Source organism: Bradyrhizobium sp. SOJA106 (genome assembly GCF_059448745.1).
In genome coordinates this window covers 8,042,925-8,067,902 of record NZ_CM182549.1, presented here as the reverse complement: position 1 = coordinate 8,067,902, position 24,978 = coordinate 8,042,925, and the positions used below count along the sequence as shown (strand labels likewise).

General features: G+C 64.0%; 22 protein-coding genes and 1 pseudogene. 7 read left to right on the top strand and 16 right to left on the bottom strand.

What is annotated here, in order from left to right:
- The first annotated feature begins 130 nt into the window (after window positions 1-130).
- On the top strand, window positions 131-787 hold the full coding sequence (locus AC5V87_RS38125; protein ID WP_495369531.1) for a nucleotide exchange factor GrpE: 657 nt from the start codon (window positions 131-133) through the stop codon (window positions 785-787).
- 386 nt (window positions 788-1,173) lie between these two features.
- Here the strand turns inward: AC5V87_RS38125 and ftsZ are convergent, their stop codons facing one another.
- From ftsZ to rpmB, 7 genes and pseudogenes are all read right to left on the bottom strand, one after another.
- A complete protein-coding gene (gene ftsZ / locus AC5V87_RS38120) occupies window positions 1,174-2,433 on the bottom strand; it encodes a cell division protein FtsZ (protein WP_495369530.1) in 1,260 nt (419 codons plus the stop codon).
- A 50-nt stretch (window positions 2,434-2,483) separates the two neighbouring features.
- On the bottom strand, window positions 2,484-3,095 hold the full coding sequence (locus AC5V87_RS38115; RefSeq protein ID WP_495369529.1) for a hypothetical protein: 612 nt from the start codon (window positions 3,093-3,095) through the stop codon (window positions 2,484-2,486).
- A 91-nt stretch (window positions 3,096-3,186) separates the two neighbouring features.
- Window positions 3,187-3,378 (bottom strand): annotated as a pseudogene (locus AC5V87_RS38110) (phospholipase effector Tle1 domain-containing protein); the annotation flags it as partial.
- A 286-nt stretch (window positions 3,379-3,664) separates the two neighbouring features.
- The gene (locus AC5V87_RS38105) at window positions 3,665-4,498 is read right to left on the bottom strand and encodes a DUF3800 domain-containing protein (protein ID WP_495369528.1); all 834 of its coding nucleotides are present in this window, start codon (window positions 4,496-4,498) and stop codon (window positions 3,665-3,667) included.
- Window positions 4,498-4,929: a hypothetical protein gene (locus tag AC5V87_RS38100; RefSeq protein WP_495369527.1), complete on the bottom strand. Its 432-nt coding sequence runs from the start codon at window positions 4,927-4,929 to the stop codon at window positions 4,498-4,500. Before AC5V87_RS38100 ends, AC5V87_RS38105 begins: the two co-directional genes overlap by 1 nt.
- A gap of 300 nt (window positions 4,930-5,229) precedes the next feature.
- Complete coding sequence (locus AC5V87_RS38095) at window positions 5,230-5,565, bottom strand: hypothetical protein (protein ID WP_495369526.1); 336 nt, start codon at window positions 5,563-5,565, stop codon at window positions 5,230-5,232.
- 328 nt (window positions 5,566-5,893) lie between these two features.
- On the bottom strand, window positions 5,894-6,202 hold the full coding sequence (rpmB, locus tag AC5V87_RS38090; protein ID WP_495369525.1) for a 50S ribosomal protein L28: 309 nt from the start codon (window positions 6,200-6,202) through the stop codon (window positions 5,894-5,896).
- A 467-nt stretch (window positions 6,203-6,669) separates the two neighbouring features.
- On the opposite strand from rpmB, the gene AC5V87_RS38085 reads away from it, so the two are divergent.
- The 5 genes from AC5V87_RS38085 to AC5V87_RS38065 all read left to right on the top strand — a co-directional run bounded on the left by AC5V87_RS38085 (window position 6,670) and on the right by AC5V87_RS38065 (window position 13,535).
- Entirely contained in the window at window positions 6,670-7,530 is an 861-nt protein-coding gene (locus tag AC5V87_RS38085) for a DUF3108 domain-containing protein (protein WP_456843509.1), read from the top strand.
- A gap of 655 nt (window positions 7,531-8,185) precedes the next feature.
- Entirely contained in the window at window positions 8,186-11,560 is a 3,375-nt protein-coding gene (locus AC5V87_RS38080; RefSeq protein WP_495369524.1) for a helicase-related protein, read from the top strand.
- Window positions 11,561-11,671: 111 nt separating this feature from the next.
- A complete protein-coding gene (locus AC5V87_RS38075; protein ID WP_495369523.1) occupies window positions 11,672-11,902 on the top strand; it encodes a S4 domain-containing protein in 231 nt (76 codons plus the stop codon).
- A 133-nt stretch (window positions 11,903-12,035) separates the two neighbouring features.
- Window positions 12,036-12,374 carry a ferredoxin FdxA gene (gene fdxA, locus AC5V87_RS38070; RefSeq protein WP_456842047.1) on the top strand — a complete coding sequence of 113 codons (339 nt, stop codon included), beginning with the start codon at window positions 12,036-12,038 and terminating at the stop codon, window positions 12,372-12,374.
- Window positions 12,375-12,719: 345 nt separating this feature from the next.
- The gene (locus AC5V87_RS38065) at window positions 12,720-13,535 is read left to right on the top strand and encodes a CarD family transcriptional regulator (RefSeq protein WP_495369522.1); all 816 of its coding nucleotides are present in this window, start codon (window positions 12,720-12,722) and stop codon (window positions 13,533-13,535) included.
- Between the two features lie 306 nt (window positions 13,536-13,841).
- Here AC5V87_RS38065 and AC5V87_RS38060 read toward each other — a convergent pair whose 3' ends face one another.
- Genes AC5V87_RS38060 through cyoA form a run of 7 tightly spaced genes read right to left on the bottom strand, consistent with a single transcriptional unit; the run spans window position 13,842 to window position 20,749 of the window.
- Entirely contained in the window at window positions 13,842-14,375 is a 534-nt protein-coding gene (locus tag AC5V87_RS38060; RefSeq protein WP_027565016.1) for a response regulator transcription factor, read from the bottom strand.
- On the bottom strand, window positions 14,365-15,756 hold the full coding sequence (locus AC5V87_RS38055) for an ATP-binding protein (RefSeq protein ID WP_495369521.1): 1,392 nt from the start codon (window positions 15,754-15,756) through the stop codon (window positions 14,365-14,367). The genes AC5V87_RS38060 and AC5V87_RS38055 overlap by 11 nt, the downstream gene beginning before the upstream one ends.
- Window positions 15,728-16,576 carry an SURF1 family protein gene (locus tag AC5V87_RS38050; protein WP_495369520.1) on the bottom strand — a complete coding sequence of 283 codons (849 nt, stop codon included), beginning with the start codon at window positions 16,574-16,576 and terminating at the stop codon, window positions 15,728-15,730. Before AC5V87_RS38050 ends, AC5V87_RS38055 begins: the two co-directional genes overlap by 29 nt.
- Window positions 16,573-16,953: a cytochrome o ubiquinol oxidase subunit IV gene (cyoD, locus tag AC5V87_RS38045; RefSeq protein WP_456842051.1), complete on the bottom strand. Its 381-nt coding sequence runs from the start codon at window positions 16,951-16,953 to the stop codon at window positions 16,573-16,575. The genes AC5V87_RS38050 and cyoD overlap by 4 nt, the downstream gene beginning before the upstream one ends.
- Window positions 16,950-17,579, bottom strand: a complete 630-nt coding sequence (cyoC, locus tag AC5V87_RS38040; protein ID WP_456842052.1) for a cytochrome o ubiquinol oxidase subunit III — start codon at window positions 17,577-17,579, stop codon at window positions 16,950-16,952. Before cyoC ends, cyoD begins: the two co-directional genes overlap by 4 nt.
- Window positions 17,580-19,577, bottom strand: a complete 1,998-nt coding sequence (gene cyoB / locus AC5V87_RS38035) for a cytochrome o ubiquinol oxidase subunit I (protein ID WP_495369519.1) — start codon at window positions 19,575-19,577, stop codon at window positions 17,580-17,582.
- Between the two features lie 11 nt (window positions 19,578-19,588).
- Window positions 19,589-20,749: a ubiquinol oxidase subunit II gene (gene cyoA, locus AC5V87_RS38030; RefSeq protein ID WP_495369518.1), complete on the bottom strand. Its 1,161-nt coding sequence runs from the start codon at window positions 20,747-20,749 to the stop codon at window positions 19,589-19,591.
- Between the two features lie 180 nt (window positions 20,750-20,929).
- Between cyoA and AC5V87_RS38025 the strand changes: the two genes are divergently transcribed.
- Window positions 20,930-22,258, top strand: coding sequence for an MFS transporter (locus AC5V87_RS38025; RefSeq protein ID WP_495369517.1), 1,329 nt, complete (start codon window positions 20,930-20,932; stop codon window positions 22,256-22,258).
- Between the two features lie 84 nt (window positions 22,259-22,342).
- Here the strand turns inward: AC5V87_RS38025 and AC5V87_RS38020 are convergent, their stop codons facing one another.
- Both AC5V87_RS38020 and AC5V87_RS38015 read right to left on the bottom strand, forming a co-directional pair.
- Entirely contained in the window at window positions 22,343-23,734 is a 1,392-nt protein-coding gene (locus tag AC5V87_RS38020) for a M48 family metalloprotease (protein ID WP_495369516.1), read from the bottom strand.
- Between the two features lie 131 nt (window positions 23,735-23,865).
- Window positions 23,866-24,726, bottom strand: coding sequence for a thermonuclease family protein (locus AC5V87_RS38015; protein ID WP_495369515.1), 861 nt, complete (start codon window positions 24,724-24,726; stop codon window positions 23,866-23,868).
- Between the last annotated feature and the right edge of the window lie 252 nt (window positions 24,727-24,978).

Below are 24,978 nucleotides of genomic sequence, written 5' to 3'. Positions count from 1 at the left end.
AGTATAGCGGAACTGGATGGCAGCGAGGAGACGAAGCCGGCAATGGGGCCGCATGTCGCCCCGCATCATCTGTTGACATTAACCAGTCATTAACCATGCCGGCGCCTAATGGGGACGACTGGGGGTCACCATGTCGGCCCATGTGACGCGACCGCAATTGCTGCCTTTTTCGGCCGGTCCAGCCTTTGGCTCGCTTGAGCGGCTGGCGGTTCGCGCCACGGCTGTCCTACGGAGCAAAGCAATGTTCGGGAAGGACGATCTAGTGGACAATCTCAGCCGCGATCTCGATCGCGCGCGCGCAAGACGCGATGCACTCGCATCCGAAGCCACCACCTTGACGGCTCAGATCGCCGAGATCGAAGCCCGCCTTGCGGAGGAGAAGAACAGGCGGGAGCGTGATCGCGTCCTCGGCGAAATCGAAGCGATAAAAACCCGAATCATGCAAGCCGCCGGCGCGTTTACGCCTGTCGTCGACGGCCTCTCCAAGGCGATCGAGCAGGCCTCGGCCGTGGTGCCCGAGGCGGGCGAGCTCAAGAGCTTCCTGGTGTCGGTGGCGACCGAAATCGACACCGTGCTCGATCCCCTGTTGCGTGAGCTGGACCAGCGGGCGGACGCCGTGCGAACAGGACACGCCGTGCTGGACCTCCCGAGCTCGGCCAGTGAGGCGCCCATCGAGCCGCCAAAAGAGGCGGGCGATCGCCTGCTTCGCTTTCCGGCCTGGCTGTCTCGCGACAAGGAGACGGAAAAAAGGGAAGCCGCGGAGAACCCGCGCAGCACGGCCGCGTGAACGTGGCGAGTGGCCTGCTTTCCCTTCTCCCCTTGTGGGAGAAGGTGGCATAGGCGGCCTTCGACCGCCGTTCCTAAGAACGCCGAAGCGAGGCTTCGGCTATGGCGCCGGATGAGGGGTATCTCTCCACGAACCCACAGCCTCACGCGCGGAGAGAACCCCTCACCCGGCTTCGCTATCGCGAAGCCACCCTCTCCCACAAGGGGAGAGGGTGATGCGCATCGAAAGATGCGATCCGCGGGAGAGAGATACGGTCTCACTGAGCGTAGCGGCCCCCTTCGCATCGCTAGGCGCGATCCGACTTCTCCCCGCTGGCAGAGGTGGACCTCTGACAGAGGACCGAACTTGATCTCATCGCGCTCTGGAGCCGCCTAGTAGCGACACGCTCAATTGGCGGCGCGGCGCAGGAAGGCCGGGATGTCGAGAATGCTTTCGTCGGCCATGTTGCGCGGGGATGATCGGCCGTAAGGATCGAGCGGCTGCGGCGTCGCCTGGCGCGCATAGTCCGGATTCGGCCTTGCCGGTGGCCCCACTGGGTTATGCGGCTGCGGACGGAGCGGCGGGCTGTCCACGTGCGGAAGGCCAGCACTGCGCTCGATGCGATCGGCGATGCGGCGGCCGTCGTTGCGCAGCCGGCCGGCAAGCTGCGTGAGCGCGGTTTCCACCGCCGGCGCCTCGTGCGCCGGGTCGACATTGTCGATCCCGGTCGCCACCACCGAGACGCGGACGATGCCTTCGAGGCTTTCGTCGAACGAGGCGCCGACGATGATGTTGGCGTCCGGGTCGGCCTCGTCGCGAATGCGGGTGGCGGCTTCGTCGACCTCGTACAGCATGAGATCCTTGCCGCCGGTGATGGAGATGATGAGGCCGCTGGCGCGCTTGATCGAGGGGTTCTCGATCAGCGGATTGGAGATCGCCGCCACGGCGGCCGCGAGCACGCGCTTCTCGCCGGACGCCTCGCCCCGCCCCATCATGGCCTTGCCCTTCTCGCGCATCACGCAGAGAACGTCGGCAAAATCGAGGTTGATCAGGCCTTCCTTGACGATGAGGTCGCTGATGCAGGCGACGCCCGAATAGAGCACCTGGTCGGCAAGGGCAAAGGCATCGGCGAACGTCGTCTTCGCGCTGGCGACGCGGAACAGATTCTGATTCGGGATGATCAGGAGGGTGTCGACCGTCTTCAGCAGCTCCTCGATGCCGGCTTCGGCAAAGCGCATGCGGCGCTGGCCCTCGAAGTAGAACGGCTTGGTGACGACGCCGATGGTGAGGATGCCGAGCTCGCGCGCGGTCCTGGCGATGATCGGCGCGGCCCCGGTGCCGGTGCCGCCGCCCATGCCGGCCGTCACGAACACCATGTGCGCGCCGGTCAGATGCTCGCGGATCGTATCGATGACCTCCTCGGCCGCGGCGCGTCCGAGTTCGGGCTGCGAGCCGGCGCCGAGCCCTGCGGTGACATTGGTGCCGAGCTGGATCAGGCGCGTCGCCTTGGACATGGCAAGCGCCTGCGCGTCGGTATTGGCGACGACGAACTCGACGCCTTGCAGCCCGGCCGTGATCATGTTGTTGACGGCGTTGCCGCCGGCGCCGCCGACGCCGAACACGACGATGCGGGCCTTCATCTCGCGGATGTCGGTGATGTCAGTCATTCTGTCCTCGCGTTTGCTCCGGCGGCCGGGAATGGGTAAAGGTTCAAGTGCTACCTGCGAGCCGCGCGGTCTGCCTGCACGATCGCAGCGGCCAGATGTCCCAATCGAAGCGCGGCCTGTCCCGCGATCCCGCCGCCAGGGCGGCGACCGCTCCGCAAGTCCGCCACTTCGTCTTCCAGTCGTGCCGCCCACGCATTGGCTGCCGCCGTCTCGGCCGCCGCCTGCATCAGCTCGGCGGCCAGCCGATCGGCGCGCTCACGCTCGCGCTCGAACACGGCCCTGTAGGCGGTTGCGACCTCTTCGAGCCGCGCAACCTCCGCCTTGAGGGCCTCGATCTCCATAGCGTTTTCGCGCGAAGTGGCGGCGGGTTCGCGCAGGGAGAACGCGTCAGAACAAGAATCTAGAGCGTTTTCGAGCGAAGCGGAGACCGGTTCGGGTGACGCCTCGATCTTTGCCATCGAGGCATCGATGTGGTCCGCCGGGCGGGCCCGGCGCGGGCGGGGCGTGTAGCGGAGCTCGGCGAGATCGACGCTCACCAGCGTCTTGCCGTCATCCGACCGCGAGCGCGGCAACCGGCGGCGTCTCGCCAGCGACCGCGCGGCCTCGCGCGAGATATTCAGGCGGGCACTGAGATCAGCATACGTCAACAACGCAACGCACATCGGCACTTCTCCTGGAGCGAACCGGGAAGGCATTTCGAGCTAATGATGGCTGGACGATTACCGCAGGCTAGGCTGCGTTGGTTAATGGACGGTTAACGGGCGCGCGGTGGTGTTTACGGGTCTCCGCCGGCGGGTCGACCCCGGGATCGCAGAACACCATCTGCCGCGGTTGCGTCCTGTCGGTCTTGCGCAGGCAGCGATGGAGCTTCAGGACGTTGGGGGTGTTCTCCGAAATCTCGTTCCCGGTGCCGTCGCGGCAGGTGACGAGGTTTTTCGGTGAGGTGTTGCGGTCAGTGTCGTGCGCGTGCTCCGCGGGATGCGCCTCCGGGTGATGCTACCGGAGCGAGTAAGGCGGGGAAGTTCGGACTAAGTTTGTGCGTAAAAGATGCTTCTTATCAACGGGTTATTAAGTGCTTGAAAAAGGCGTATAGAATCGACTAAAAAAGACGCTGGCAGGCAATGCCGGAATAACCCCGAGTCACGCTTCGCGTGACAGCCGCATGGATGTCTCACCACGCTGGTGAGTCTGCAACTCCAGCGGTGTCCTCAGGGGCCGGGGGCCTGCCTCTCTATTTGTACAGTTCGAATATCTTGCGTTGTTGCAAGCCTGCTCGCCGCAGGTAACCGCTGGGCATTAGCTTGAGCCCATAGTCGAATATTTGACCGTCCGGTCTACGTGCCATGCGCGGCTTTAGCGCGAGTGCGTATGAAATATCCGGAGAGGGCCCATTTACCGATTGATAGAATGCTGAGGCGATTGAATCGCTCAATTGCAATCCTGCGCGTTCGCTGCTGTCGTAGGCGGCAACTTGGTTGATCGGATCGATAACCGACCATTTGAGGTCGCCACGTTGTAGGTAAAGCTCTCCTGCTTGGGACTGCGTCCGTAGCCAATAAAGATAAGCTCGTAGATGAGCGTATCTTAAGCCCCTTCGTCTGGCGAACTCGAGCCTAACGGTACGAGGCTCGCCATAATCTCTCAGTGCGCGACGCTCGCAATAGTCGCTTACGCGCCCGAGCAGCAGCCTCGTTACCCACCAATAAAACCAAGTTCTGCCAGCAATGGCCGAGGCAGCTTCAGCCTTCTTGTTTCGATAGCCATGCATATTGGCCTTGTTCGAGATCACTGCAAAGCAGCGAACAGGCAAGGTCGCGATGTTGGCGCAAACCAAGGTACGTCTCCAATCGTCAAGCGGTTGGAAATGTAGAGTTCGGCGCTGCTCTAGGCGAATCTGCTTGAGAATATCGCGAACCCAAACGGTCTCTCGCTGTGCTTCTGCTCGAACTACTAGTGCAGACAAGACGAACCACTCGCTTGCCCCTGTCGGGTCAATAGGACGAACGCTAGCGACGCCATCATCTCCTGATTCATCGATGTAAGCGACGTAAGAAACCTTGGGCATCAAATGCCTTTCGCGGACGCGTAGTCCTCGATCACCGCGACTATGCGGTCTAAGAGTATTTCGAATTTTGAAAAGTCGATATCGGTTGATTGTGGCCGGATCACTCTCTCCGCAAAGTGAGCCTTGCCGTATTTTCCTTCCTCATTGTGCTTCTTGTCCGGGTCGAAGCTCTTTCCGCCGAGTAGGGTGTTGCGAACGGATAAATCAAAGAGGTCTTCAATGCAGGTTTTTGGATTTTGACTGGTCCCTTCCGGCGTCTTGATCAAATAGAGATTTGCATAAATACGGTAGAACGCTGCCCTGGATACCAAGGATACGTCCGCGCCCCCGAGTTGCTTCGCAACGCTAAAGATTTCTCTTGCGCCATCGTCGTTGTCGATCAGGAGTATTACCGGATGAATGAGCGGCGCGTGTTTGAACTCATCAAGCAATTGCTTGTATCGAAGCATTAGAAATTTGAAATCACCGGTACCCCCTCCAAGCTGAAGAACGTCGTGAACGGTGCTTGTGAAGTTAAGGAAGCTGACGCTTAGCCGGGGCTTGCTGCCTCGATCGATTGTAAGCTTTCCATGAAAAGACGAGAGGCTTCGTATCGCGCATCTCAAGTAAATCGAGTCGGTCTTCCCTTCGGTGATTATGAGCGGCCTTTCGAGAGCGACGAAATTTTTGTAGAACAAGAACTTGTGAAAAAGCTTTCGCGTAGCCGTGGAGTGCCTCTTCTTTTCTGCGCTTTAGCGACGTCGCTTGTGAACCGATGCATTGGTAATGATGGATAGAGAAGGAACGAAGCCATGCGAAATCGGCCGACGTCGCTCTCCCGCATTCTCTATTTCGCCCAGGCAGCTGTTGAGCAGGTTGGCCAATCTCCGCTGCAAAATCTTCAGATGTGGAATGGGAGCCTTGATCTCGCGCAGCCCTCCGCTGCGCTTCGCTATGGTGAAAGTCGTGTACTTCACAGACTCGGGAATCTTGTAAAGGATGTAGGCGAGCCCCTGCGGTTGGTACCCTAACAGGCTCGCGATATCGTCCAATGATTTCGCTGTTTTAAGCTTGAGCAGTAATGACACTCGGCCCCCAATAAGAAGGGGCTTACAGGCACTCCTATGCGATCACCGAGCATTCACTGGTCAAACACTCGTCGCATTACGATTGCTCAGGAAGCAATCGAGATTTGGCATCTTTGTCTTATATGGCGATGCGCGATAACAACTCTGCCCGTAAGCCCCTGCCAATCATCTTGGACATCTATCGTTCAATCTGCAATTGAACTTTCAGCGCAGCTATCGATACCAAAACAAAAGCGGCCGGATCTTTCGATCCGGCCGCAACGCAAAACTCAACTGGCTAAGCCTACGCCACGCGACGCAACTTAGCCCCCGCCCGATTCCAAAATTCTTAGCTGGCCTTCTTCGCAGGCTGAGTGTCGCCGACCTTTTTCTGGATGGCGCGCTTCAGCTCGACCGCGCGCGGGGAGAGCGCATCGGTGTTGGCCTTGAGCAGATAGGCATCGAGGCCGCCATTGTGGTCGACGCTCTTGACCGCGTTGGTGGAGACGCGCAGGCGCACGTTACGGCCGAGGGCTTCCGAGATGAACGTCACGTTGACGAGGTTCGGCAGGAAGCGGCGCTTGGTCTTGATGTTGGAGTGGCTGACCTTGTGGCCGACGAGGGGGCCCTTGGCCGTCAGTTCGCAGCGGCGAGACATGGCATTATCCTTGGTTCGAGCCCCCAATGAGTTGCGGCCGCCATTCGGGGCGCCACAGGGGCAAATTCTCTGTCCTTGCAGGGAGCGGGCGGACGTATAGGGGGGAAGGGGCGGGACGTCAAGGTTTTGGGCGGGGTTTTGGGGGCGCGCACTATGCCCAGCCTCGGTGTCATCGCCCGGCTTGACCGGGCGATCCGGTACTCCGAGGCGGTGGTTGGAGTCGAGGGCCCCGCGGGGTACTGGATGCCCCGGTCAAGCCGGGGCATGACAGGGGAACAAGTGGCAAGAGCTTGCCACCCCCCCGATCACCAAAACGGCAATGATTGAAACCCCTTACCATCACATAAAGGGCGCAATCGGGCTTGAAGAGTCGGCTCAAGTTCCAGGCTTGAGATGCCCGGACACATTGTGCGCCGCGGTTTTTGGCTTAAGTAACAGCCGTCGCGCCCCGATTGGATCGTTTCGTGCTGAGACTTCCCCGACTTGCGTCCCGGCCGCGCTCGGCTCGCCGGCTGGCCTTCGCGGCCCTTTGCGGGCTCGCGCTCGCGTGGGGCGCCGAGCCGGTGGCGGCGCAGGGCAAGCTCGAGGCGCAATATGAGGCGACGCTGGCGGGCATTCCCGTCGGCAAGGGCGCCTGGAACATCGATATCGGCGACGACGTGTTCGCGGCCGCGGCCAGTGGCGGCACCACGGGACTCTTGAAATCGTTCGCGGGCGGGTCCGGCACCGGCGCCTCGCAGGGGCGCGTCGTCAACGGCGCGCTGGTTGCGACCGGCTACCAGGCCTCCACCACCACCTCGAAGAAGACCGAAGAGATCCGCATCACGCTCGACAAGGGCAATGTGAAGGAGTTCGGCATCGTGCCGGAGCCGCCGGTCGATCCTGACCGCATCGTCGTCACCGACGCGCATCGCCGCGGCGTCTGGGACCCGATGACGGCCTCGCTGCTCCGCGTGCCCGGCACCGGCGATCCTGTCACGCCCGAGGCCTGCCACAACGCCGCCCCCGTGTTCGACGGCCGCATGCGCTACGACCTCAAGCTCGATTTCAAGCGCATGGAGACGGTGAAGGCGGAGAAGGGGTACAGGGGCCCCGTCGTGGTCTGCGCGCTCTATTTCGTGCCCGTCGCCGGCTACATCCCCGACCGCCCCGTGATCAAATATCTGGCCGCCCAGCGCAATATCGAGATCGCGTTCGCCCCGGTGGCGGGCACGCGAATCCTGGTCCCGTTCTGGCTGAAGGTTCCGACCCCCTTGGGGCCGGCGATGCTGGAAGCCACCAGCTTCATCACCTCGCCCCAGCCCCCGCGCGTGGCGAAGACGCAGTAGTTCCCGCTGCCCACCCTCCCCCTCCAGGGCAGGGTAAGAACACCAGCTATCTCAACCTCTTAACCGCCGCCACCCCGCCAGATGGGCGCGAGGCGCGGCTACTGTGCATGGGGTTGTTTTCGATTTTTGTTTCGAGGGCTCGAGAATTGCGAATCCGTTTGACTCCGCCCCGATTCTGATTCGACTCGGCGCCGTCCCCAACTTAAGCCTTTGCGTCCTCAAATCGTCGCTTGTGCGGCACACCAAAACTCCATCTAGTGCACACGCAAAACGAGTCCCGCGACATGTTGCGTGAACGTAACAGGACTCAACGGGGAGTCAGCGATTCGGCCGCGATTCGTTCTAGAGTCGTTCCGAAGCTTAAAGAGAACGGGAAAAGCGTCGCAAAGTGAGACAGTTGCGCGAGGTTTGGGAAGGCGGCTCCGACACGCCCGGTGTGATCGCCCGGCTTGACCGGGCGATCCAGTCCGCCGAGGCGGATGTGATTGAGCGGGCAGGCTGCGGCGTGCTGGATGCCCCGGTCAAGCCGGGGCATGACAGCGGAGGGTGGCGCAGCAGCGCAGCGACCGGAGGCGTAGCCGACAGGCATCAGCCCCCAGCTCGCCCCATCCAGCACTGACATTCGCCCAAATCGCCATTACCTAATCCGATAGACATGGCCTCCTCTTCCTCCCCCTTCGCTTCCGAGCGCGCGCCCGGCGCTGGCGTCACTGCGGTGCTCGGGCCGACCAACACCGGCAAGACCCATCTTGCCATCGAGCGGATGCTGGCGCATCCCTCGGGCATGATCGGGCTGCCGCTGCGCCTCTTGGCGCGCGAGGTCTACAACAAGATCGCCGACCGCGCGGGTGTCGAGAGCGTCGCGCTGGTCACGGGCGAGGAGAAGATCAAGCCGAAGAATCCGCGCTATTGGGTCTCCACCGTCGAGGCGATGCCGCGCGACATCGACGTCTCCTTCCTCGCCGTCGACGAGATCCAGATCGCCTCCGATCTCGAACGCGGCCACGTCTTCACCGACCGCATCCTCAATCGCCGCGGCCGCGACGAGACGCTGCTGTTAGGGGCCGCGACGATGCGCCCAATCGTCGAGCGGCTGTTGCCCGGCGCCTCCATGATCACGCGGCCGCGCCTGTCCAGCCTCGAATTCGCCGGCGATCGCAAGATCACACGCCAGCCGCGCCGCACCGCCATCGTCGCCTTCTCCGCCGACGAGGTCTACGCCATCGCCGAGCTGATCCGCCGCCAGCATGGCGGCGCTGCCGTCGTTCTGGGCTCGCTCTCGCCGCGCACGCGCAATGCGCAGGTGGCGATGTTCCAGAACGGCGATGTCGACTATCTCGTCGCCACCGACGCGGTCGGCATGGGCCTCAATCTCGACGTCGACCACGTCGCCTTCGCCTCCGACCGCAAGTTCGACGGCTACCAGTTCCGCCGCCTGACCCCGGCCGAGTTCGCGCAGATCGCCGGCCGCGCCGGCCGCGCCACGCGCAACGGCACCTTTGGTACGACAGGGCGCTGCGCGCCGTTCGAGCCCGAGCTCGTCAACGCGCTCCAGAACCACACCTTCGATGTCGTGAAGATGCTGCAATGGCGCAACTCGAAGCTGGATTTCTCCTCGCTCGGCGCGCTCCAGGTGTCGCTGAACCTTGCCCCCGGCCATGACGCGCTGACGCGCGCCCCTGTTGCCGAGGACATGCGCGTGCTCGACCATGCCGCCCGCGACGTCGAGGTGCGCGATATCGCGCATGGCAAGGCCGCCGTGGAGCGGCTCTGGGAGGCCTGCCAGGTCCCCGATTACCGAAAGCTGTCGCCGGCCGCCCATGCCGAGCTGGTGACGACGCTCTACGGCTTCCTGATGCAGAAGGGCTGCATCCCCGATTCCTGGTTCGCAGCCCAGGTCGACCAGGCCGACCGCATCGACGGTGATATCGATACGCTGTCGGCCCGGATCGCGCAGATCCGCACCTGGACCTTCGTTGCCAACCGCCCGGACTGGCTGAAAGACCCCGAACGCTGGCAGGGGATCGCGCGGGAGGTCGAAAATAAATTATCGGATGCGCTCCATGAACGCTTGACTGAGCGTTTCGTTGATCGCCGGACCAGTGTATTGATGCGCCGCCTCCGGGAGAACACGAGCTTGAATACTGAAATCGGCAAGACCGGCGAAGTCATCGTCGAAGGCCATGTCATCGGCCGCCTCGATGGCTTCACCTTTGCACCGGATGCGGCGGAGGCCGGCTCCGATGCGAAAGCCTTGCAGGCTGCAGCGCAAGCGGTGCTCGCCGGCGAGATCAATGCGCGCGCCGAGAAATTGGGCAATGCGCCGGATGACCAATTCGTGCTGACCTCGGAAGGCATCATCCGCTGGACCGGCGATGCCGTGGCGCGGCTGTCTGCCGCGGACGACGCGCTGCATCCGCGCATCCGCATCATCTCCGACGAGCGCCTCACCGGCGGCCCCCGCGAGAAGGTGCAGGCCCGGCTCGAGCTCTGGCTCAAGACGCATATCGAAAAGCTGCTCGGCCCGATGTTCGAGCTGTCGAAGGCCGAGGACGTCACCGGCATTGCCCGGGGCATCGCCTATCAGCTGGTCGAGGCGCTCGGCGTGCTCGAGCGCCCGAAGATCGCGAGCGAGCTGAAGGATCTCGATCAGCCCTCGCGCGCGACCTTGCGTAAATACGGCGTCCGCTTCGGCGCCTATCACATCTATTTCCCCGGCCTGCTCAAGCCAGCCGCGCGTGCGCTCGCCGCGCTGCTCTGGGCGCTGAAGCAGGACAATGTCGATCTGTCCTCGCTTTCGGGCGCGCAGCATCTGGCTTCGTCCGGCCGCACCTCGTTCCCGGTCGACAAATCTCTGCCGCGCGATGCCTATCGCGTGCTCGGGTACAAGCAGGCTGGCGAGCGCGCCGTGCGCGTCGACATCCTGGAGCGTCTTGCCGATCTGATCCGCCCGGCGCTGGCCTGGCGCGAGAACTCGCCCGGCGAAAAGCCCGCCGGCGCGTTCGACGGCCGCAGCTTCGTGGTGACGCAGGCGATGACCTCGCTCACCGGCTCCGCCGGCGAGGACTTTGCGTCCGTGCTGCGCGCGCTCGGCTATCGCATGGAGAAGCGCCCGCCGCTGCCGGTGAAGCCGGCGGCGCCTGCTGCGGAGACCGTTGCAGCCGAAACGCCGCCCAGTGAAGGCAGCGCGGAGACCTCGACCGAGATCGCCGCTGAAGCCGTCGCCCGTCTGCCGGCCGAGGCAGCCGCCTCTGATACGCCCTCTGCTGAAGCCGTCACCGTTGAAGACGCGCCCGGCATGGAGCAGCACGACGAGCCTGCGCACGAGGAGCCGGCGGTCGAAGCCTCACCCGAGGCTCCCGTCACGCCCGAAGACGCTCCGGGCATCGCGCCGCCGGCGGAAGAAGCCGTTGCGCCCACTGAGGCAACTGAGGCAAGCGGCCTCGAAGCCGCGCCCGCCGAGGCCGCTGCAACCGAAGCTGCCGCATCTGCAGATGCGGCTGCGCCTGCCGAGCCCGAGCTCGTCGAGGTCTGGCGTCCCGGCGGCCGTCACGAGGATCGCAAGCCGCGCCACGAGCGCCATCGCCATCAGCGTCACCACAACCAGGTGCGCCCGCAGGCCGGTGCTGAAGCGGGCAGCGCGCCCGCTGCAGCGAGCGCCGCGCCCGGCGGAGCCGCCGAAGGCGCGAAGCCGGGTCATCGTCACGGCGGTCATCGCCGGGATGGCAGGGATTTCCGCAAGGGCCGCGACGAAGGGGGCGGCGAGCGCCGCGAGCAGCGGGGCGACAACAACCGCCGCTTCGAGGGCAAGGATCGCGATCGCAACAAGGGCAAGCCCGGCGAGCGCGAGCACCGCGGCGGCCGCGACCGCGACAAGGGCCGCGATCGTCGCGACCGCGAGTCCGGTCCCTCGCTGCGTCCCTACGCCTCGAGCGCCGACCGGCGCGAGCGCGATCGTCCCATCGATCCGAACTCGCCCTTCGCCAAGCTCGCCGCGCTGAAGGAGCAGCTGTCGGGGCGGAAGGAGTAGCATAGCGTTTTCAAGCGAAGTGCGGAGCGGTTCGCGTGAAGAGAGCGCGTCAGAAGGAATAGAGCCACGACGGACCGGCAGCGCATCGACAAATGGCTGTGGCACGCGCGGGTGGTGAAGGCGCGCACCTCCGCGGCCGAGCTCGTCGAGTCCGGCCACGTCCGCGTCAATGGCGCGCGCGAAAAATCGCCAGGCCATGCGATCAAGATCGGTGATGTCCTCACCATCGCGCTCGATCGCACCGTGCGCGTGTTGAAGGTCATCGCCTTCAACGAGCGCCGCGGCGATGCCGCCTCGGCGCGCGTGCTCTACGAGGAGCTGAGCGAAGCAAAACGCAATTAATTGCGCCGCCCAATTCATTTCTTGGTCGATCAATCACATAAAGCGGTCATGATCGGGCCTTCCCGACCTTGCGGCGCCGGGCCATCCGCGCTAGGCAAGCCGCGACTTTTAAAAGAGCTTTTCGGAGCGTTGGATGACTTACGTCGTCACTGAAAACTGCATCAAGTGCAAGTACACCGACTGCGTCGAGGTCTGCCCGGTCGATTGTTTTTACGAGGGTGACAACATGCTGGTCATCCATCCGGACGAGTGCATCGATTGTGGCGTGTGCGAGCCGGAATGCCCCGCCGACGCCATCAAGCCGGACACGGAACCGGGCCTGGAAAAGTGGCTCGAGGTCAACGCCGAATACGCCAAGAGCTGGCCGAACATCACCCAGAAGAAAGAATCACCCGCCGACGCCAAGGAGTTCGACGGGATGGATGGCAAGTTCGAGAAATATTTTTCTCCGAACCCCGGCTCCGGAGACTGAATCAGGGCCAAACTTAACCCTAATACCTTCGTCGGCGCCGAAAACCAGTCGTAAAAGCCCCTAAATCATTGATTTTTGCGGGAAATGTGCTATATTGGGCACATTGAGCCGAACCCCGTCAGCCCCGTTGGCCCCTCTGGGTTCCCGTGAAACCAAAATGTCGAACAGGGGCGTGGCAGTTTCCGCGCGCAGGCTGTGTCACAGAAAACGCGTAAAAAGAGTACTTCAGCGAGGGCTTCCCATAAGGAGGCCAAAAAAGTCGCCGCGGCCAGCCGTAGCGCATCCAAGGGTCGGACCGCGACGAAGGCGCCGGCTGCAAAGTCCTCGAAGAACAAAAGAAGCGCAATGCCTCACAAGACTGCCAAGCCGGCCGCGAAAGCGACCGTTTCCAAGCCTGTTGCTGCCAAGTCCGCTGCTGTTAAGGCTCATGCTGCGAAGCCCGCCGCGTCGAAGGCCCCCGTTGCTGCTGCGCCTGCCAAGGCTCCGGTCGCTGCCGCCAAGCCGCCCGTGAAGGCCGCTGCTGCGCCGAAGGTCGAGGAAAAGAAGGTCGTGACCCAGCGTCAGGGCTTCAAGGCCAACGAATTCGTGGTCTATCCCGCTCACGGCGTCGGCCAGATCCTGGCCATCGAGGAGCAGGAGATCGCCGGCGCGAAGCTCGAGCTGTTCGTCATCAACTTCATCAAGGACAAGATGACGCTGCGCGTTCCGACCGCAAAGGTCGCCAATGTCGGCATGCGCAAGCTGTCCGAGCCCGCGCTGGTCAAGAAGGCGCTGGAGACGCTCAAGGGCCGCGCCCGCGTCAAGCGCACCATGTGGTCGCGCCGCGCCCAGGAATACGAAGCGAAGATCAATTCGGGCGATATCGTCGCGATCGCGGAGGTCGTGCGCGACCTCTACCGCTCGGAGTCGCAGCCGGAGCAGTCCTACAGCGAACGCCAGCTCTATGAAGCGGCGCTCGACCGTCTGTCCCGCGAGATCGCGGTGGTGCAGCACTCGACCGAGACCGAAGCGGTCAAGGAGATCGAGGCTCAGCTCGCCAAGAGCCCGCGCCGCGCCAATGCCAAGGCCGAAGCTGCCGAGGGCGAGGCCGATACGGATGCCGAGGGCGATACCGACGATACCGATGGCGACGACACCACCGTCGCTGACGAGGCCGCGTAAGCAGCTTCGTTACGCGCAAGCACATCAAAAGCCCGGCCGTTCGGCCGGGCTTTTGCTTGTGAGCGGCCTGGGATCATCGGTCCCCGTGAACCGGGAGAAGGCAGGTGCGCAAGGCAGCTCTCGCACAAATGACCAAGTTGATCTCGCGCGTGAAGCTCTGCCGCATCGAGGTCAATGCGCGCTTCGATCAGGACGGTGTTGACCTCAACTGTCACGCCGCGAGGCGAGATGCAGAAGCAGGCCGGTCATTTTTGCAGCCCGGATATCGCTTCGCCCATCCTGGGCTCGGCCGCGCTGCGCGATAGCCTATTTCACCGGCCGCTTCTCGAGCTTCCTCGCCAGCGTCCTGCGATGCATCCCCAATCGCCGCGCTGCCTCCGAAATATTAAAATCCGTCTCGATCAGGGTCTGGTGGATGCGCTCCCATTCCAGCGTCTTGATCGAGGTCGGCCGCGTGTCCAGCGCGACTTCGGCGTTGCCTTCGGCCCTGTTGAAAGCGGCCTCGATGTCGTCGGTATTGGAGGGCTTGGCGAGATAGTGGCAGGCCCCGAGCTTGATGGCTTCGACGGCGGTGGAGATGCTGGCAAAGCCTGTCAGCACCACGATCAGCATCTCCGGATCGTGCGTATGCAGCAGCTCGACGCAGGCGAGGCCCGAGGCGCCGCCGAGCTTGAGATCGACCACGGCATGGCCGAAGGATCGCTCCTCCAGCACCTTGCGGACCTCTTCGATCGATGCCGCCAGCACAACCTCGTAGCCGCGGCGCTCGAACGAGCGCTTCAGCGTGCGCGCGAAGCCGGCATCATCCTCCACGACAATGAGCGAGCGGTCAGGCGTCAAACTTGCCTCCGATCGCGAGCGTTGCGAGCGGCAGCGTCAGGCGCACGGTGGCGCCGCGCTTCCTGTGGTTCTCGGCGGTCACGGTGCCACCGAGCTTGCGTACGACGTTCACCACCAGGAATAGGCCAAGCCCGCCGCCGGCGCGGCCCTTGCTCGACTGATAGGGCTTGCCGAGCTGCGCCAGCATCTCCGGCGCGAAGCCCGGGCCGCGGTCGCTGATTGCCAGCACCAGATTGTCGCCCTCGCGCTCGGCCACGAGCTCGACCCAGTCGCGCGAGACCTCATAGGCGTTGTCGAGCACGTTGAAGATCACCTGCTTCAGCGCGATGTCGGAGACGATCGCGACGTCCTCGCCGAAGGTGTTGACGAAATAGAGCGTCCGCGCCGAGCGCGCGTCGCGCCATTCTTCGACCAGCGCGGTGACGAACGCCGTCGCCGTGGTCGGCGAGGAGCCTTCGCCGCGCGCTTCGCCCGCCGACACCAGGATGCCCGTGACGATGGATTTGCAGCGCTGCAGCGAGGTCTCCATTTCCGAGAGGTCCTCGGCGAGCTCCTGGTCGGCGGCAAGATCCGGCATGCGGCGCCAATCGCTGAGGATCACCGACAGCGAGGCCAGCGGTGTACCGAGCTCATGCGCGGCGCCGGAGGCGAGCAGGCCCATGCGGACGATGTGGTCCTGCTCGGCCGCGTGCTGGCGGAGCGCCGCCAGATGCGCATCGCGTTGTCGCAGATTCCTGTTGATGCGGGTGACGAACACAACCAGCAACACCGCATTGAGCACGAAGCCCAGCAGCATGCCGGCGACGGTGAGCGTATAGGTTTCGCTCAGCGGGTTTGGCGGCAGGTCGAGCGGGCGATAGGCGATCGTCAGCCAGACGAAACTGGCGCAGGTCAGGGCGACCAGCGACCAGGTCGAACGCGCATCGAGCAGCACCGCGCCGAGCGTCACCTGGAGCAGGAACAGCGAGGTGAAAGGATTGGTGGCGCCGCCGCTGAGGTAGAGCTGCGCGGTGAGCGCAGCGACGTCGAGCATCAAGGCGACCAGCAGCTCGTTGCTGGAGATCGCGGCGCGATGGCGCACCCAGATCAGGCTGGATACATTGAGCAGCACCAGCGCACCGATCACCGCGCCCATTCGCTCCAGGGGCAGGGGAATGCCGAGCCAGAAATGCACGCCGCCGATGGTCACGATCTGGCCGATCACCGCGGTCCAGCGCAGCTGGATCAGCAGCGCCATGTTCTTGCGGTTGGTTTCGTCATCGGTCGGCGCAGCGCCGATCAGCTCGCCGCGCGCGTCCGCCTGCGATCGCAGCGTGACGGCGCCAGCGGCAAGTGTCGGCGTTGTTCCGTCGTCAGGCCTGTTCGACGATCGTTCCAGCATCTGATCCCGTCCTGCGGGCGGCGGCATCGGGGCCGCCAGCCGGTTCGTGGACGAAGCGCTTGCGGCGGAACAGCCCGCCGCCGAATGTGACAAAAAGCTTGCCGGCCAGCATGAAGGCCAGGGCAAACCACGTCAGCGCGTAGATCAGGTGGTTATTGGGAAAGCGGATCACGGTCAATCCGCCGATCGGCCCGCCAGCGGTTTGTGATCCGGCGTCGGCGTCGACGAAGAAGGGCGCGACGTTGGTGAGGCCGCGTGCGGCCGCAATCGCCGCGACATCGCGCGAATACCAGCGGTTGTGCTGAGGCACGTTGTTTCGGAGGAATCCGCCCTTGGGCTCGGTCATGCGCAGGAGGCCGGTGATCTCGACCTCGCCGTCGGGATTGCCGGCCTGGCGCGTCGATGCGTCGCGCCGCTCGGTCGGCACGAAACCGCGGTTGACCAGGACCTGCGTGCCGTCATCGCGCTGAAGCGGCGTCAGCACCCAATAGCCCGGACCTTCCTCGGTCACGGCCTGAACCAGCGTCTCGCGGTCGTGCAGGAAGCGGCCGGCAAGGCTGACGTGCCTGTATTCGTCCTTCGCGGCGGTGACCGCAGACCATGACGCCGGCGCGGGGATCGGCTGGACCGGGGCATGGACGCGCTGCTCAACCCGGTCGATCAGCGCCAGCTTCCAGGCGCGTCGCTCGACCTGCCAGACGCCGAGCGCGATCAGAACGACGAAAGCCGCGAGCGAGATGGCCGTGAGCCACAGGGAGGGGCGCGTAGCCTCGCCGCGCCTCCCCTTTGCCTTGCCCGTCACGGCCCCCGCGTCGCTCACTTCATTCCCGTCATCTGGTGGACCGGCATCATGTTGCTGTTGAGGTGGTTCATCACCCACAGCGAACCGGACAGCGCGATCACCACCATGACGATGGTGAAGATCAGCGCCATCATGCTCCAGCCGTTCTCGGAGGTGGTGTTCATGTGCAGGAAGTAGATCATGTGCACGACGATCTGCACGACCGCGAACGCCATGATCACGAGCGCGGTGATTTGCTTGCTCGGCAGCGCACCGCTCATCACCAGCCAGAACGGGATGGCGGTCAACACGACCGAGAGCACGAAGCCGAGCATATAGGTAGAGAACGTGCCGTGGGCGTGGCCGTCGCCGTGGTGATGGTCGTGCGCGCCGGCTGCGTGGGTATCGGTGCTCATCGCAGAACTCCCAGGAGATAGACGAAAGTGAAGACGCCGATCCAGACCACGTCGAGGAAGTGCCAGAACATCGACAGGCACATCAGGCGACGGCGGTTGGCCTCGATCAGGCCGAACTTCCAGACCTGCACCATCAGCGTCACCAGCCAGATCAGGCCGCAGGAGACGTGCAGGCCGTGGGTGCCGACCAGGGTGAAGAAGGCGGACAGGAAGGCGCTGCGCTGAGGCGTAGCGCCTTCATGGATCATGTGGGCGAACTCGGTGAGTTCGATGCCGATGAAGGCGAGGCCGAACAGACCGGTGATCGCCAGCCACATCTGGGTCTGGGCGATCTTGTTCTGCTGCATCGTCAGCATGGCGAAGCCGTAGGTGATCGACGACAGCAGCAGCATCGAGGTGTTCACCGCGACCAGGTTCAGGTCGAACAGGTCCTTCGGCGCAGGGCCGGCGGCGTAGTTGCCGCCGAGCACGCCGAAGGTGGCGAACAGGATCGCGAAGATGAGGCAGTCGCTCATCAGGTAGATCCAGAAGCCGAGCGAGGTGCTGTAGCCTTCCGGATGCGGGTGTTCGTCGGCGAGATAGAACAGCGGCTCGCCCGATTGGGTGGGTTTGACAGCAATGGTCATTTACTTGGCTCCGGCGAGCAGTTTGGTGCGCGCGTCCTCGGTCCGGATGACGTCCTCAGCCGGAATGTCGAAGTCGCGGTGGTAGTTGAAGGTATGGCCGATGCCGACGGCGAGCATCGCGATGAAACTCGCGGCCGCCAGCCACCACATGTACCAGATCAGGCCGAATCCCATCGCGGTGGCGAAGCCGGCGAGGATGATGCCGGTGCCCGTGCTGCTCGGCATATGGATCGGCTTGAAGCCGGAGAGCGGACGCTGGTAGCCGCGCTTCTTCATGTCCCACCACGCGTCATTGTCGTGAACGACGGGGGTGAAGGCGAAGTTGTAGTCCGGCGGCGGCGAGGAGGTCGCCCATTCCAGCGTGCGCGCATCCCAGGGATCGCCGGTGACGTCCTTGAGCTGCTCGCGCTTGAGCAGGCTGACCGCGAACTGCATCAGCATGGACAGGATGCCGAGGAAGACGAGGCCGGCGCCGATCGCGGCGATGACGAACCAGATTTGCAGGGACGGATCGTCGAACACGCGCAGGCGGCGGGTCACGCCCATCAGGCCGAGCACATAGAGCGGCATGAAGGCGAGGTAGAAGCCGGTGACCCAGAACCAGAACGACAGCTTGCCCCAGAACGGATCGAGCTTGAAGCCGAACGCCTTCGGGAACCAGTAGTTGATGCCGGCGAACGCACCGAACACCACGCCGCCGATGATCACGTTGTGGAAGTGGGCGATCAGGAACAGGCTGTTATGCAGCACGAAGTCGGCCGGCGGCACCGCGAGCAGCACGCCGGTCATGCCGCCGATCACGAAGGTCAGCATGAAGGCGATCGTCCAGAGCATCGGAAGCTCGTAGCGGATGCGGCCGCGATACATCGTGAACAGCCAGTTGAACATCTTCGCGCCCGTCGGGATCGAGATGATCATCGTGGTGATGCCGAAGAACGAGTTGACGCTGGCGCCCGAGCCCATCGTGAAGAAGTGGTGAAGCCAGACCAGGTACGACAGGATGGTGATGACGACCGTGGCGTAGACCATCGAGGTGTAGCCGAACAGGCGCTTGCCGGAGAAGGTCGAGGTCACCTCGGAGAAGATGCCGAAGGCGGGGAGAACCAGGATGTAGACCTCGGGGTGACCCCAGATCCAGATCAGGTTCACGTACATCATCGCGCTGCCGCCGAAATCGTTCGTGAAGAAGTTAGTGCCGACGTAGCGGTCGAGCGAGAGCAGCGCGAGCACGACGGTCAGCACGGGGAAGGAGGCGACGATCAGGACGTTGGTGCAGAGCGAGGTCCAGGTGAACACCGGCATCTTCATCATGGTCATGCCGGGGCAGCGCAACTTGACGATGGTGCAGATCAGGTTGATGCCCGATAGCGTCGTGCCGACGCCGGCGACTTGCAGCGCCCAGATGTAATAGTCGACGCCGACGTCAGGACTGTAGCCGATGTTGGAGAGCGGCGGATAAGCCAGCCAGCCGGTGCGGGCGAACTCGCCGATGAATAGCGAGGCCATCACCAGCACCGCGCCGCCGACCGTCATCCAGAAGCTGAAATTGTTCAGAAACGGGAACGACACGTCGCGCGCGCCGATCTGAAGCGGCACGACGTAGTTCATCAGGCCGGTGACCAGCGGCATCGCCACGAAGAAGATCATGATCACGCCGTGGGCGGTGAAGACCTGGTCGTAGTGATGGGCGGGCAGGAACCCTTCGGAGCCGCCGAACGCCATCGCCTGCTGCGCACGCATCATAAGAGCGTCTGCGAAACCGCGCAACAGCATCACGATGCCGAGGATCATGTACATGATGCCGATGCGCTTGTGGTCCACGGTGGTGAACCACTCACGCCACAGATAGCCCCACAGGCGGAAGTAGGTCAGGCCGGCGAGCAGCGTGACGCCGCCGAGGGCCACCACCGCGAAGGTGCCGACGAGGATCGGCTCGTGCAGCGGCAGCGAATCGAAGCCGAGGCGGCCGAAGATGAGCTTGAGAAGATCAGGAGACATGCTGGATCTCTTTAGGAGTCTGACTTCGGACGCTGTCCGAGGAAGAAGGACGAGGACTTCAGCGGCGTGAAAGTCGGCCGCTTCAGGCCGGCGCCGAGCAGCGGCGCGGTGTCGAGCGGCGCCTTGATCGCCGCCGTGGTCTGGCCCTGCGGCGCATCCGGCGTGCAGGTACCGGCGACGAAGGTCGGCTCGGGTCCGAACGGAGTGCCGCGGCGGGCGTACTTGTCGTAGGTGAGCGGCAGGGTGTTGTTCAGGCCCTCATGGCCGTTGCCGCCCTTGGCGTCGATCGCCATCATCTCGCTCTGGCACATCTTGCCGGTCTCGACGCACATGTTGAGGATCAGGCGGTAGAGATCGGCATCGACCGTGCCGTAGCGGCGCGCCGGCTCGTTCTCGCTCGGCTTCTCGAGCTGGAGATATTCGGCGCGGCCGAGCGAGCCGCCGGCCGATCTGGCCTGCGCGACCCAGGCATCAAAGCCCTTGTCGTCGAGGCCCTGGAAGTTGAAGTGCATGCCGGAGAAGCCGGCGCCGCTGTAGTTGGCGGAAAAGCCCTTGTAGGTGCCGGCGTGATTCACCACGGCGTGGAGCTTGGTCTCCATGCCCGGCATCGCATAGATCTGGCCGGCGAGCGCGGGGATGTAGAACGAGTTCATCACCGAGGAGGCGGTGATGCGGAAGTTGATCGGACGATCGACCGGCGCGGCGAGGTCGTTGACGGTGGCGATGCCGTAGTCCGGATAGATGAAGAGCCACTTCCAGTCGAGCGCGACGACGTCGACCTCGAGCGGGGCCTTGGACTGGTCGATGGCGCGGTCGGCATGGATGCGGCCGAGCGTGCGATAGGGGTCGAGCAGATGCGTGCCCATCCAGGTCAGCGCGCCCAGGCAGACGATGATCAGAAGCGGCGCCGACCAGATCACCAGCTCGAGCTTGGTCGAGTGGTCCCATTCCGGCTCATAGCGGGCCGAGGTGTTGGACTGGCGGTAGCGCCAGGCGAACAGCACCGTCAGCGCCATCACGGGGACGACGATCAGGAGCATCAGGACGGTGGAGATGATGACGAGGTCGCGCTGCTGGGCAGCGATGTCGCCGGCTGGCGCCAGCACGATATAGTTGCAGCCGCTGAGCGCGACTGCCAGGGGTAGTAGCGCCAGGATCTTGAGACGAGACACGGGCCGAGCCTTTGAAAATGAGTTTCCTTTGCGGGGCCAACGGGTAGCTGCGGCGCAACAATCCGGACATTGGACAATTTGTCCAATGTTGCACTGCGGGATGTTGGGTCAGACAGGCCCAGATTGCCTGGCGTCCGCCGGGCGGTCGGCTTTGGTTTTCAGGACGTTAAGGGCGCACGAATGGCGACGGCACAGACCCCCGCAATGGCAGACCTCCACTCGGGCGAGCACGGCCACGACCAGGCCAGTCCCGGCGAGATCGCCATCGGCGTCATCATCGGCCGCACCTCGGAATTCTTCGACTTTTTCGTGTTCGCGATCGCCTCGGTGATCGTGTTCCCGCGCCTGGTCTTCCCGTTCACGAGCGAGCTGACCGGCACGCTCTATTCCTTCATGATCTTCGCGCTGGCCTTCATGGCCCGGCCGATCGGCACCGTGATTTTCATGACCATCGACCGGAGCTACGGCAAGACCGCCAAGCTGGTCTCGGCGTTGTTCCTGCTCGGCACCGCCACCGTGGCGCTCGCTTTCCTGCCCGGCTATCACGACATCGGCGTCGCCGCGATCTGGCTGCTGGCGCTGGCGCGCATCGCGCAGGGTCTGGCCTGGGGTGGCGCCTGGGACGGCATGGCCTCGCTACTGGCGCTGAACGCGCCGCCGTCGAAGCGCGGCTGGTACGCGATGGTGCCGCAGCTCGGCGCACCGCTCGGGCTGATCGTGGCGAGCGCACTGTTCGCCTATTTCGCCGGCAACCTCTCGGCCGATGATTTCTTCGACTGGGGCTGGCGCTATCCGTTCTTCGTTGCCTTCGCCATCAACGTCGTGGCGCTGTTCGCCCGGCTGCGCATGGTGACGACGGAAGAATACGCTTCCCTGTTCGAGACCCGCGAATTGCAGCCCTCGCGCATCTCCGAGACGTTTGCGCGGGAAGGCCAGAACATCATGCTCGGCGCCTTCGCGCCGCTGGCGAGCTTCGCCCTGTTCCACATGGTCACTGTGTTTCCGCTGTCCTGGGTGTTCCTGTTCACCCGCGAGAGCCCGGTGCGCTTCCTGATCATCGAGATCGTCGCCGCCGTGTTCGGCGTCGCCGCGATCGTGGTCTCCGGCATCATCGCCGACCGTGTTGGCCGCAAGTCGCTCTTGATGGGTTCGGCGATCGCGATCGCGATCTACAGCGGCTTTGCCCCGCAGCTGCTCGACGCCGGCGCGTTCGGCGAGACCATCTACATGGTGATCGGCTTCATCCTGCTCGGCCTGTCGTTCGGCCAGTCCTCGGGTGCGATCGCCTCGAATTTCCGCCAGGCCTATCGCTACACCGCCTCGGCGCTGACCTCGGATATGGCCTGGCTGTTCGGCGCGGGCTTTGCGCCGCTGGTCGCGCTGCTGCTCGCCACCAATCTCGGCGTCATCGCCTCGGGTGCGTATCTGCTGTCCGGCGCATTCTGGACCTTGCTCGCGCTCTGGCTCAGCGGCCAGCGCGAGGCCGGCGATATGGACGCGGGCCGCTGATCGGCGCGCGGAACGCATAGCTACTTGTGGCTCGATATCGGGGTTCGCGTAGCGCGCCCCGAGATGACGCGCGCTTAGCGCCGGTCAATCCGCGACGATCTTCACGCGGTCGCGGACCTTCACCTGCGCGGTGCGGTCGAGGCCGTTCAGCACGCGGAAGCGTTCGGCCGGATGATCGACGCCGGCCATGCGGTGGGACAGCGATTCCACGGTGTCGCCCGGCTGCACGGTGATGACCTTGATGCGCAGCGGGCGCGCAGCCTGGATCTCGTCGAGCGTCAGGCGGCGGAATGAGTTGACGGTCTCGCGCGCGTTGCGCTCGCTCTCGGTCGATTTCTGCCGGGCCGCGAAGATGAAGCGGTAGACGTCGCTGCCGAAGCGCAGTGCGTAGACCTTGAACTGCCACTGGTCGCCCTTCGCGGTGACGGAGGAGGCCGGAAAACCGTTGATCGTGATGTCCTCGGTCGAAGCCTTCTCGACGCCCTCCATCCAGCCGGAATTGAGGTAGTCGCCGAGCGACTGCTCGGCCGGCACGCGCACGACGTCGAAGCGCATCGCCTGCGAGCCGCCGTCGCGTACGCCGATCACCGCCTGCGCGGTGTTGTCGAGCGTGAAATTATCAGGCGCCTGGAAGGTGAAGCCGAGCTTGGGATGCAGGAATCTGCGGCCGCGAACGAAGCCTTCGCTCGGGTCCTCGCCGTAGACGAGGTTGTCGATCGCGGCGAGATAGCTCTCGCGCTCGCGCTCGGAGCCCTCGGGTGCCGAATATTGCCGCGCGATGGCCTGCGCGTTCTGCACGCGCTCCGGGGTAGCCGGATGCGATGAAGTGAAATCCTGCGCGCGCGGATCGAGCGAGGTCTTGCCGGCCTTCAGCTCGGCATTGCGCTCCATCGCCGAGAGGAAGCGCGCGGCACCATAGGGATCGAAATGCGCCTTGGCGGAAATGCCGACGCCGATGCCGTCGGCCTCGAACTCCTGGTTGCGCGAGAAGCTCGCCATGGTGAGCTTGGTCTTGGCGAGGGCGAGCGCGGTGAGATCGGGATCGTTGCTCATGTCGGTGACGACACGGGTGACGATCGCGGCCTGGCGCGCCTGGTCCTCGCGCATGGCGGCGTGCTTGGACAGCACATGCGCCATCTCGTGGCTGAGCACGGAGGACAATTCCGAGGTGTCGCTCGCAAGCGCAAGCAGGCCGCGCGTGACATAAAGCTGTCCGTTCGGCAGCGCGAAGGCGTTGACCGCGCCGGAATTGAGGATGGTGACCTTGTAGCCCTGGTCGGGTCGGTCGGACGCCGCGACCAGCCGGTCGACAGTCTTGCTGACGAGCGCCTCGAGCTTGGGGTCGTCATAGGTGCCGCCATAGCTCGCCAGGATGCGCTCGTGCTCCTTCTCGGTGGCGGGGGTCTGCGCGACGGCCGGCTTCGGCTTGGGCAGGGCGACCGTCGGCGGCGCGGCTGCGGTCTGGAACCGATTCATGTCGCCGCAACCAGCGAGGAGCCCGCCCAGCGCCAGGCAAAGCGCGGCCGGCGCAGCCCGCAGGCGGCGGCAATCACCTCGTCCGTGCCGTTCTAGCACCCCATTCACGTCGATTAACCCGTGCCCGGCCGTTAAGGCCTTACCCCAGTAGGCTCGTTTGCGCCCAGCAATTCAACCTGTCCCAAGAGACGCACATCGATACGCGGCCCCGTCGTCCCCTCAATCCAGCCCCTGACTCGAATCCGTCGATTCTCCAGGGACTTAAGGGAGATCCCCGCGCCCTCAAAGGTTGGTAACACGCGCTTTGAAATAGTCACGGCGAAGCCGCGTGTCCAGTTCCGCCCGAAGTTGAGGTAGGTCATTGCCCCAGCTTGCCGGACCGACAGGACTTTGCCTTCGACCACCATAAAGCGCCCGATCCCGGCCAAAATATCGTCCGAACTTTCCGCGTTTTTTATGGCCGACGGGTCAGCCCAGCTGCCCATTTTTTGGCGCCGGGCGGCGGCCTCCGACGCCGTCAGGGCCGCCGCGCAGTCCTTGTCCGTGATCTCGCCGGAGACGAGAGCGTCGCCCTGGGCGAGCAGCATGGCCTGCACGGAGACCTCGCTCTCGCCGATGAACACCAGTGCACCTTGCCGGCCATAGCGGTCGGGCGTGTCGTCACTGCCGCGCAGGATCACGTCGCGGCCGGTGAGCAGCGATGTCAGCGCCTGCCTGGTCGTTGCGGTCGCCTCGATCCCGGTGAGGCGCACTTCGCGTCCGTCGTCGAGACGCACGCTGCGTGCATCGGTGATTCCCGCGACGCGGCCCTCGCCCTGCGTGTCGAATTGGCATGGCGCGGCGAACGCCGTGTCACCCGCGACGAGAAAAAATGCGACGATGAGATGAAGCAGTCGCGTCACGTGACCCGGAGAGATTGCGTTACGCGGTGACCTTAACTCAAACGTAGTGAATGGCGAAGGGGCACTCGTAGAGTGGGCAAAGCGAAGCATGCCCACGTCTTTGGTTCGATGCGCCGCTTGGTGGGCACGGCGCGAAGAGCGCCTCTGCTCACCCTACGGCAGGCGCGCGATGCTATGTCATTGCCTCACGCTCGCTCGCAAACAACAACGCGGCAACGTCTTGCGTCTTCCGACCATTCCGCTTTGCGGAAAACGCGTGCCGTCACGAAAGCTGCGTAGCGGCCGCGCTTGCTGCGCTGTCGCGCATGCGGCATGATCGCGGCAACATCAATAACCAAGCCG

Coding starts and splice junctions, on each gene's coding strand:
- AC5V87_RS38125 (WP_495369531.1), top strand. CDS start 131: ATGTCGGCCCATGTGACGCGACCGCAATTGCTGCCTTTTTCGGCCGGT.
- ftsZ (WP_495369530.1), bottom strand. CDS start 2,433: ATGACTGACATCACCGACATCCGCGAGATGAAGGCCCGCATCGTCGTG.
- AC5V87_RS38115 (WP_495369529.1), bottom strand. CDS start 3,095: ATGTGCGTTGCGTTGTTGACGTATGCTGATCTCAGTGCCCGCCTGAAT.
- AC5V87_RS38105 (WP_495369528.1), bottom strand. CDS start 4,498: ATGCCCAAGGTTTCTTACGTCGCTTACATCGATGAATCAGGAGATGAT.
- rpmB (WP_495369525.1), bottom strand. CDS start 6,202: ATGTCTCGCCGCTGCGAACTGACGGCCAAGGGCCCCCTCGTCGGCCAC.
- AC5V87_RS38080 (WP_495369524.1), top strand. CDS start 8,186: ATGGCCTCCTCTTCCTCCCCCTTCGCTTCCGAGCGCGCGCCCGGCGCT.
- fdxA (WP_456842047.1), top strand. CDS start 12,036: ATGACTTACGTCGTCACTGAAAACTGCATCAAGTGCAAGTACACCGAC.
- AC5V87_RS38065 (WP_495369522.1), top strand. CDS start 12,720: ATGCCTCACAAGACTGCCAAGCCGGCCGCGAAAGCGACCGTTTCCAAG.
- AC5V87_RS38055 (WP_495369521.1), bottom strand. CDS start 15,756: ATGCTGGAACGATCGTCGAACAGGCCTGACGACGGAACAACGCCGACA.
- cyoD (WP_456842051.1), bottom strand. CDS start 16,953: ATGAGCACCGATACCCACGCAGCCGGCGCGCACGACCATCACCACGGC.
- cyoC (WP_456842052.1), bottom strand. CDS start 17,579: ATGACCATTGCTGTCAAACCCACCCAATCGGGCGAGCCGCTGTTCTAT.
- cyoB (WP_495369519.1), bottom strand. CDS start 19,577: ATGTCTCCTGATCTTCTCAAGCTCATCTTCGGCCGCCTCGGCTTCGAT.
- AC5V87_RS38025 (WP_495369517.1), top strand. CDS start 20,930: ATGGCGACGGCACAGACCCCCGCAATGGCAGACCTCCACTCGGGCGAG.
- AC5V87_RS38020 (WP_495369516.1), bottom strand. CDS start 23,734: ATGAATCGGTTCCAGACCGCAGCCGCGCCGCCGACGGTCGCCCTGCCC.
- AC5V87_RS38015 (WP_495369515.1), bottom strand. CDS start 24,726: ATGCTTCGCTTTGCCCACTCTACGAGTGCCCCTTCGCCATTCACTACG.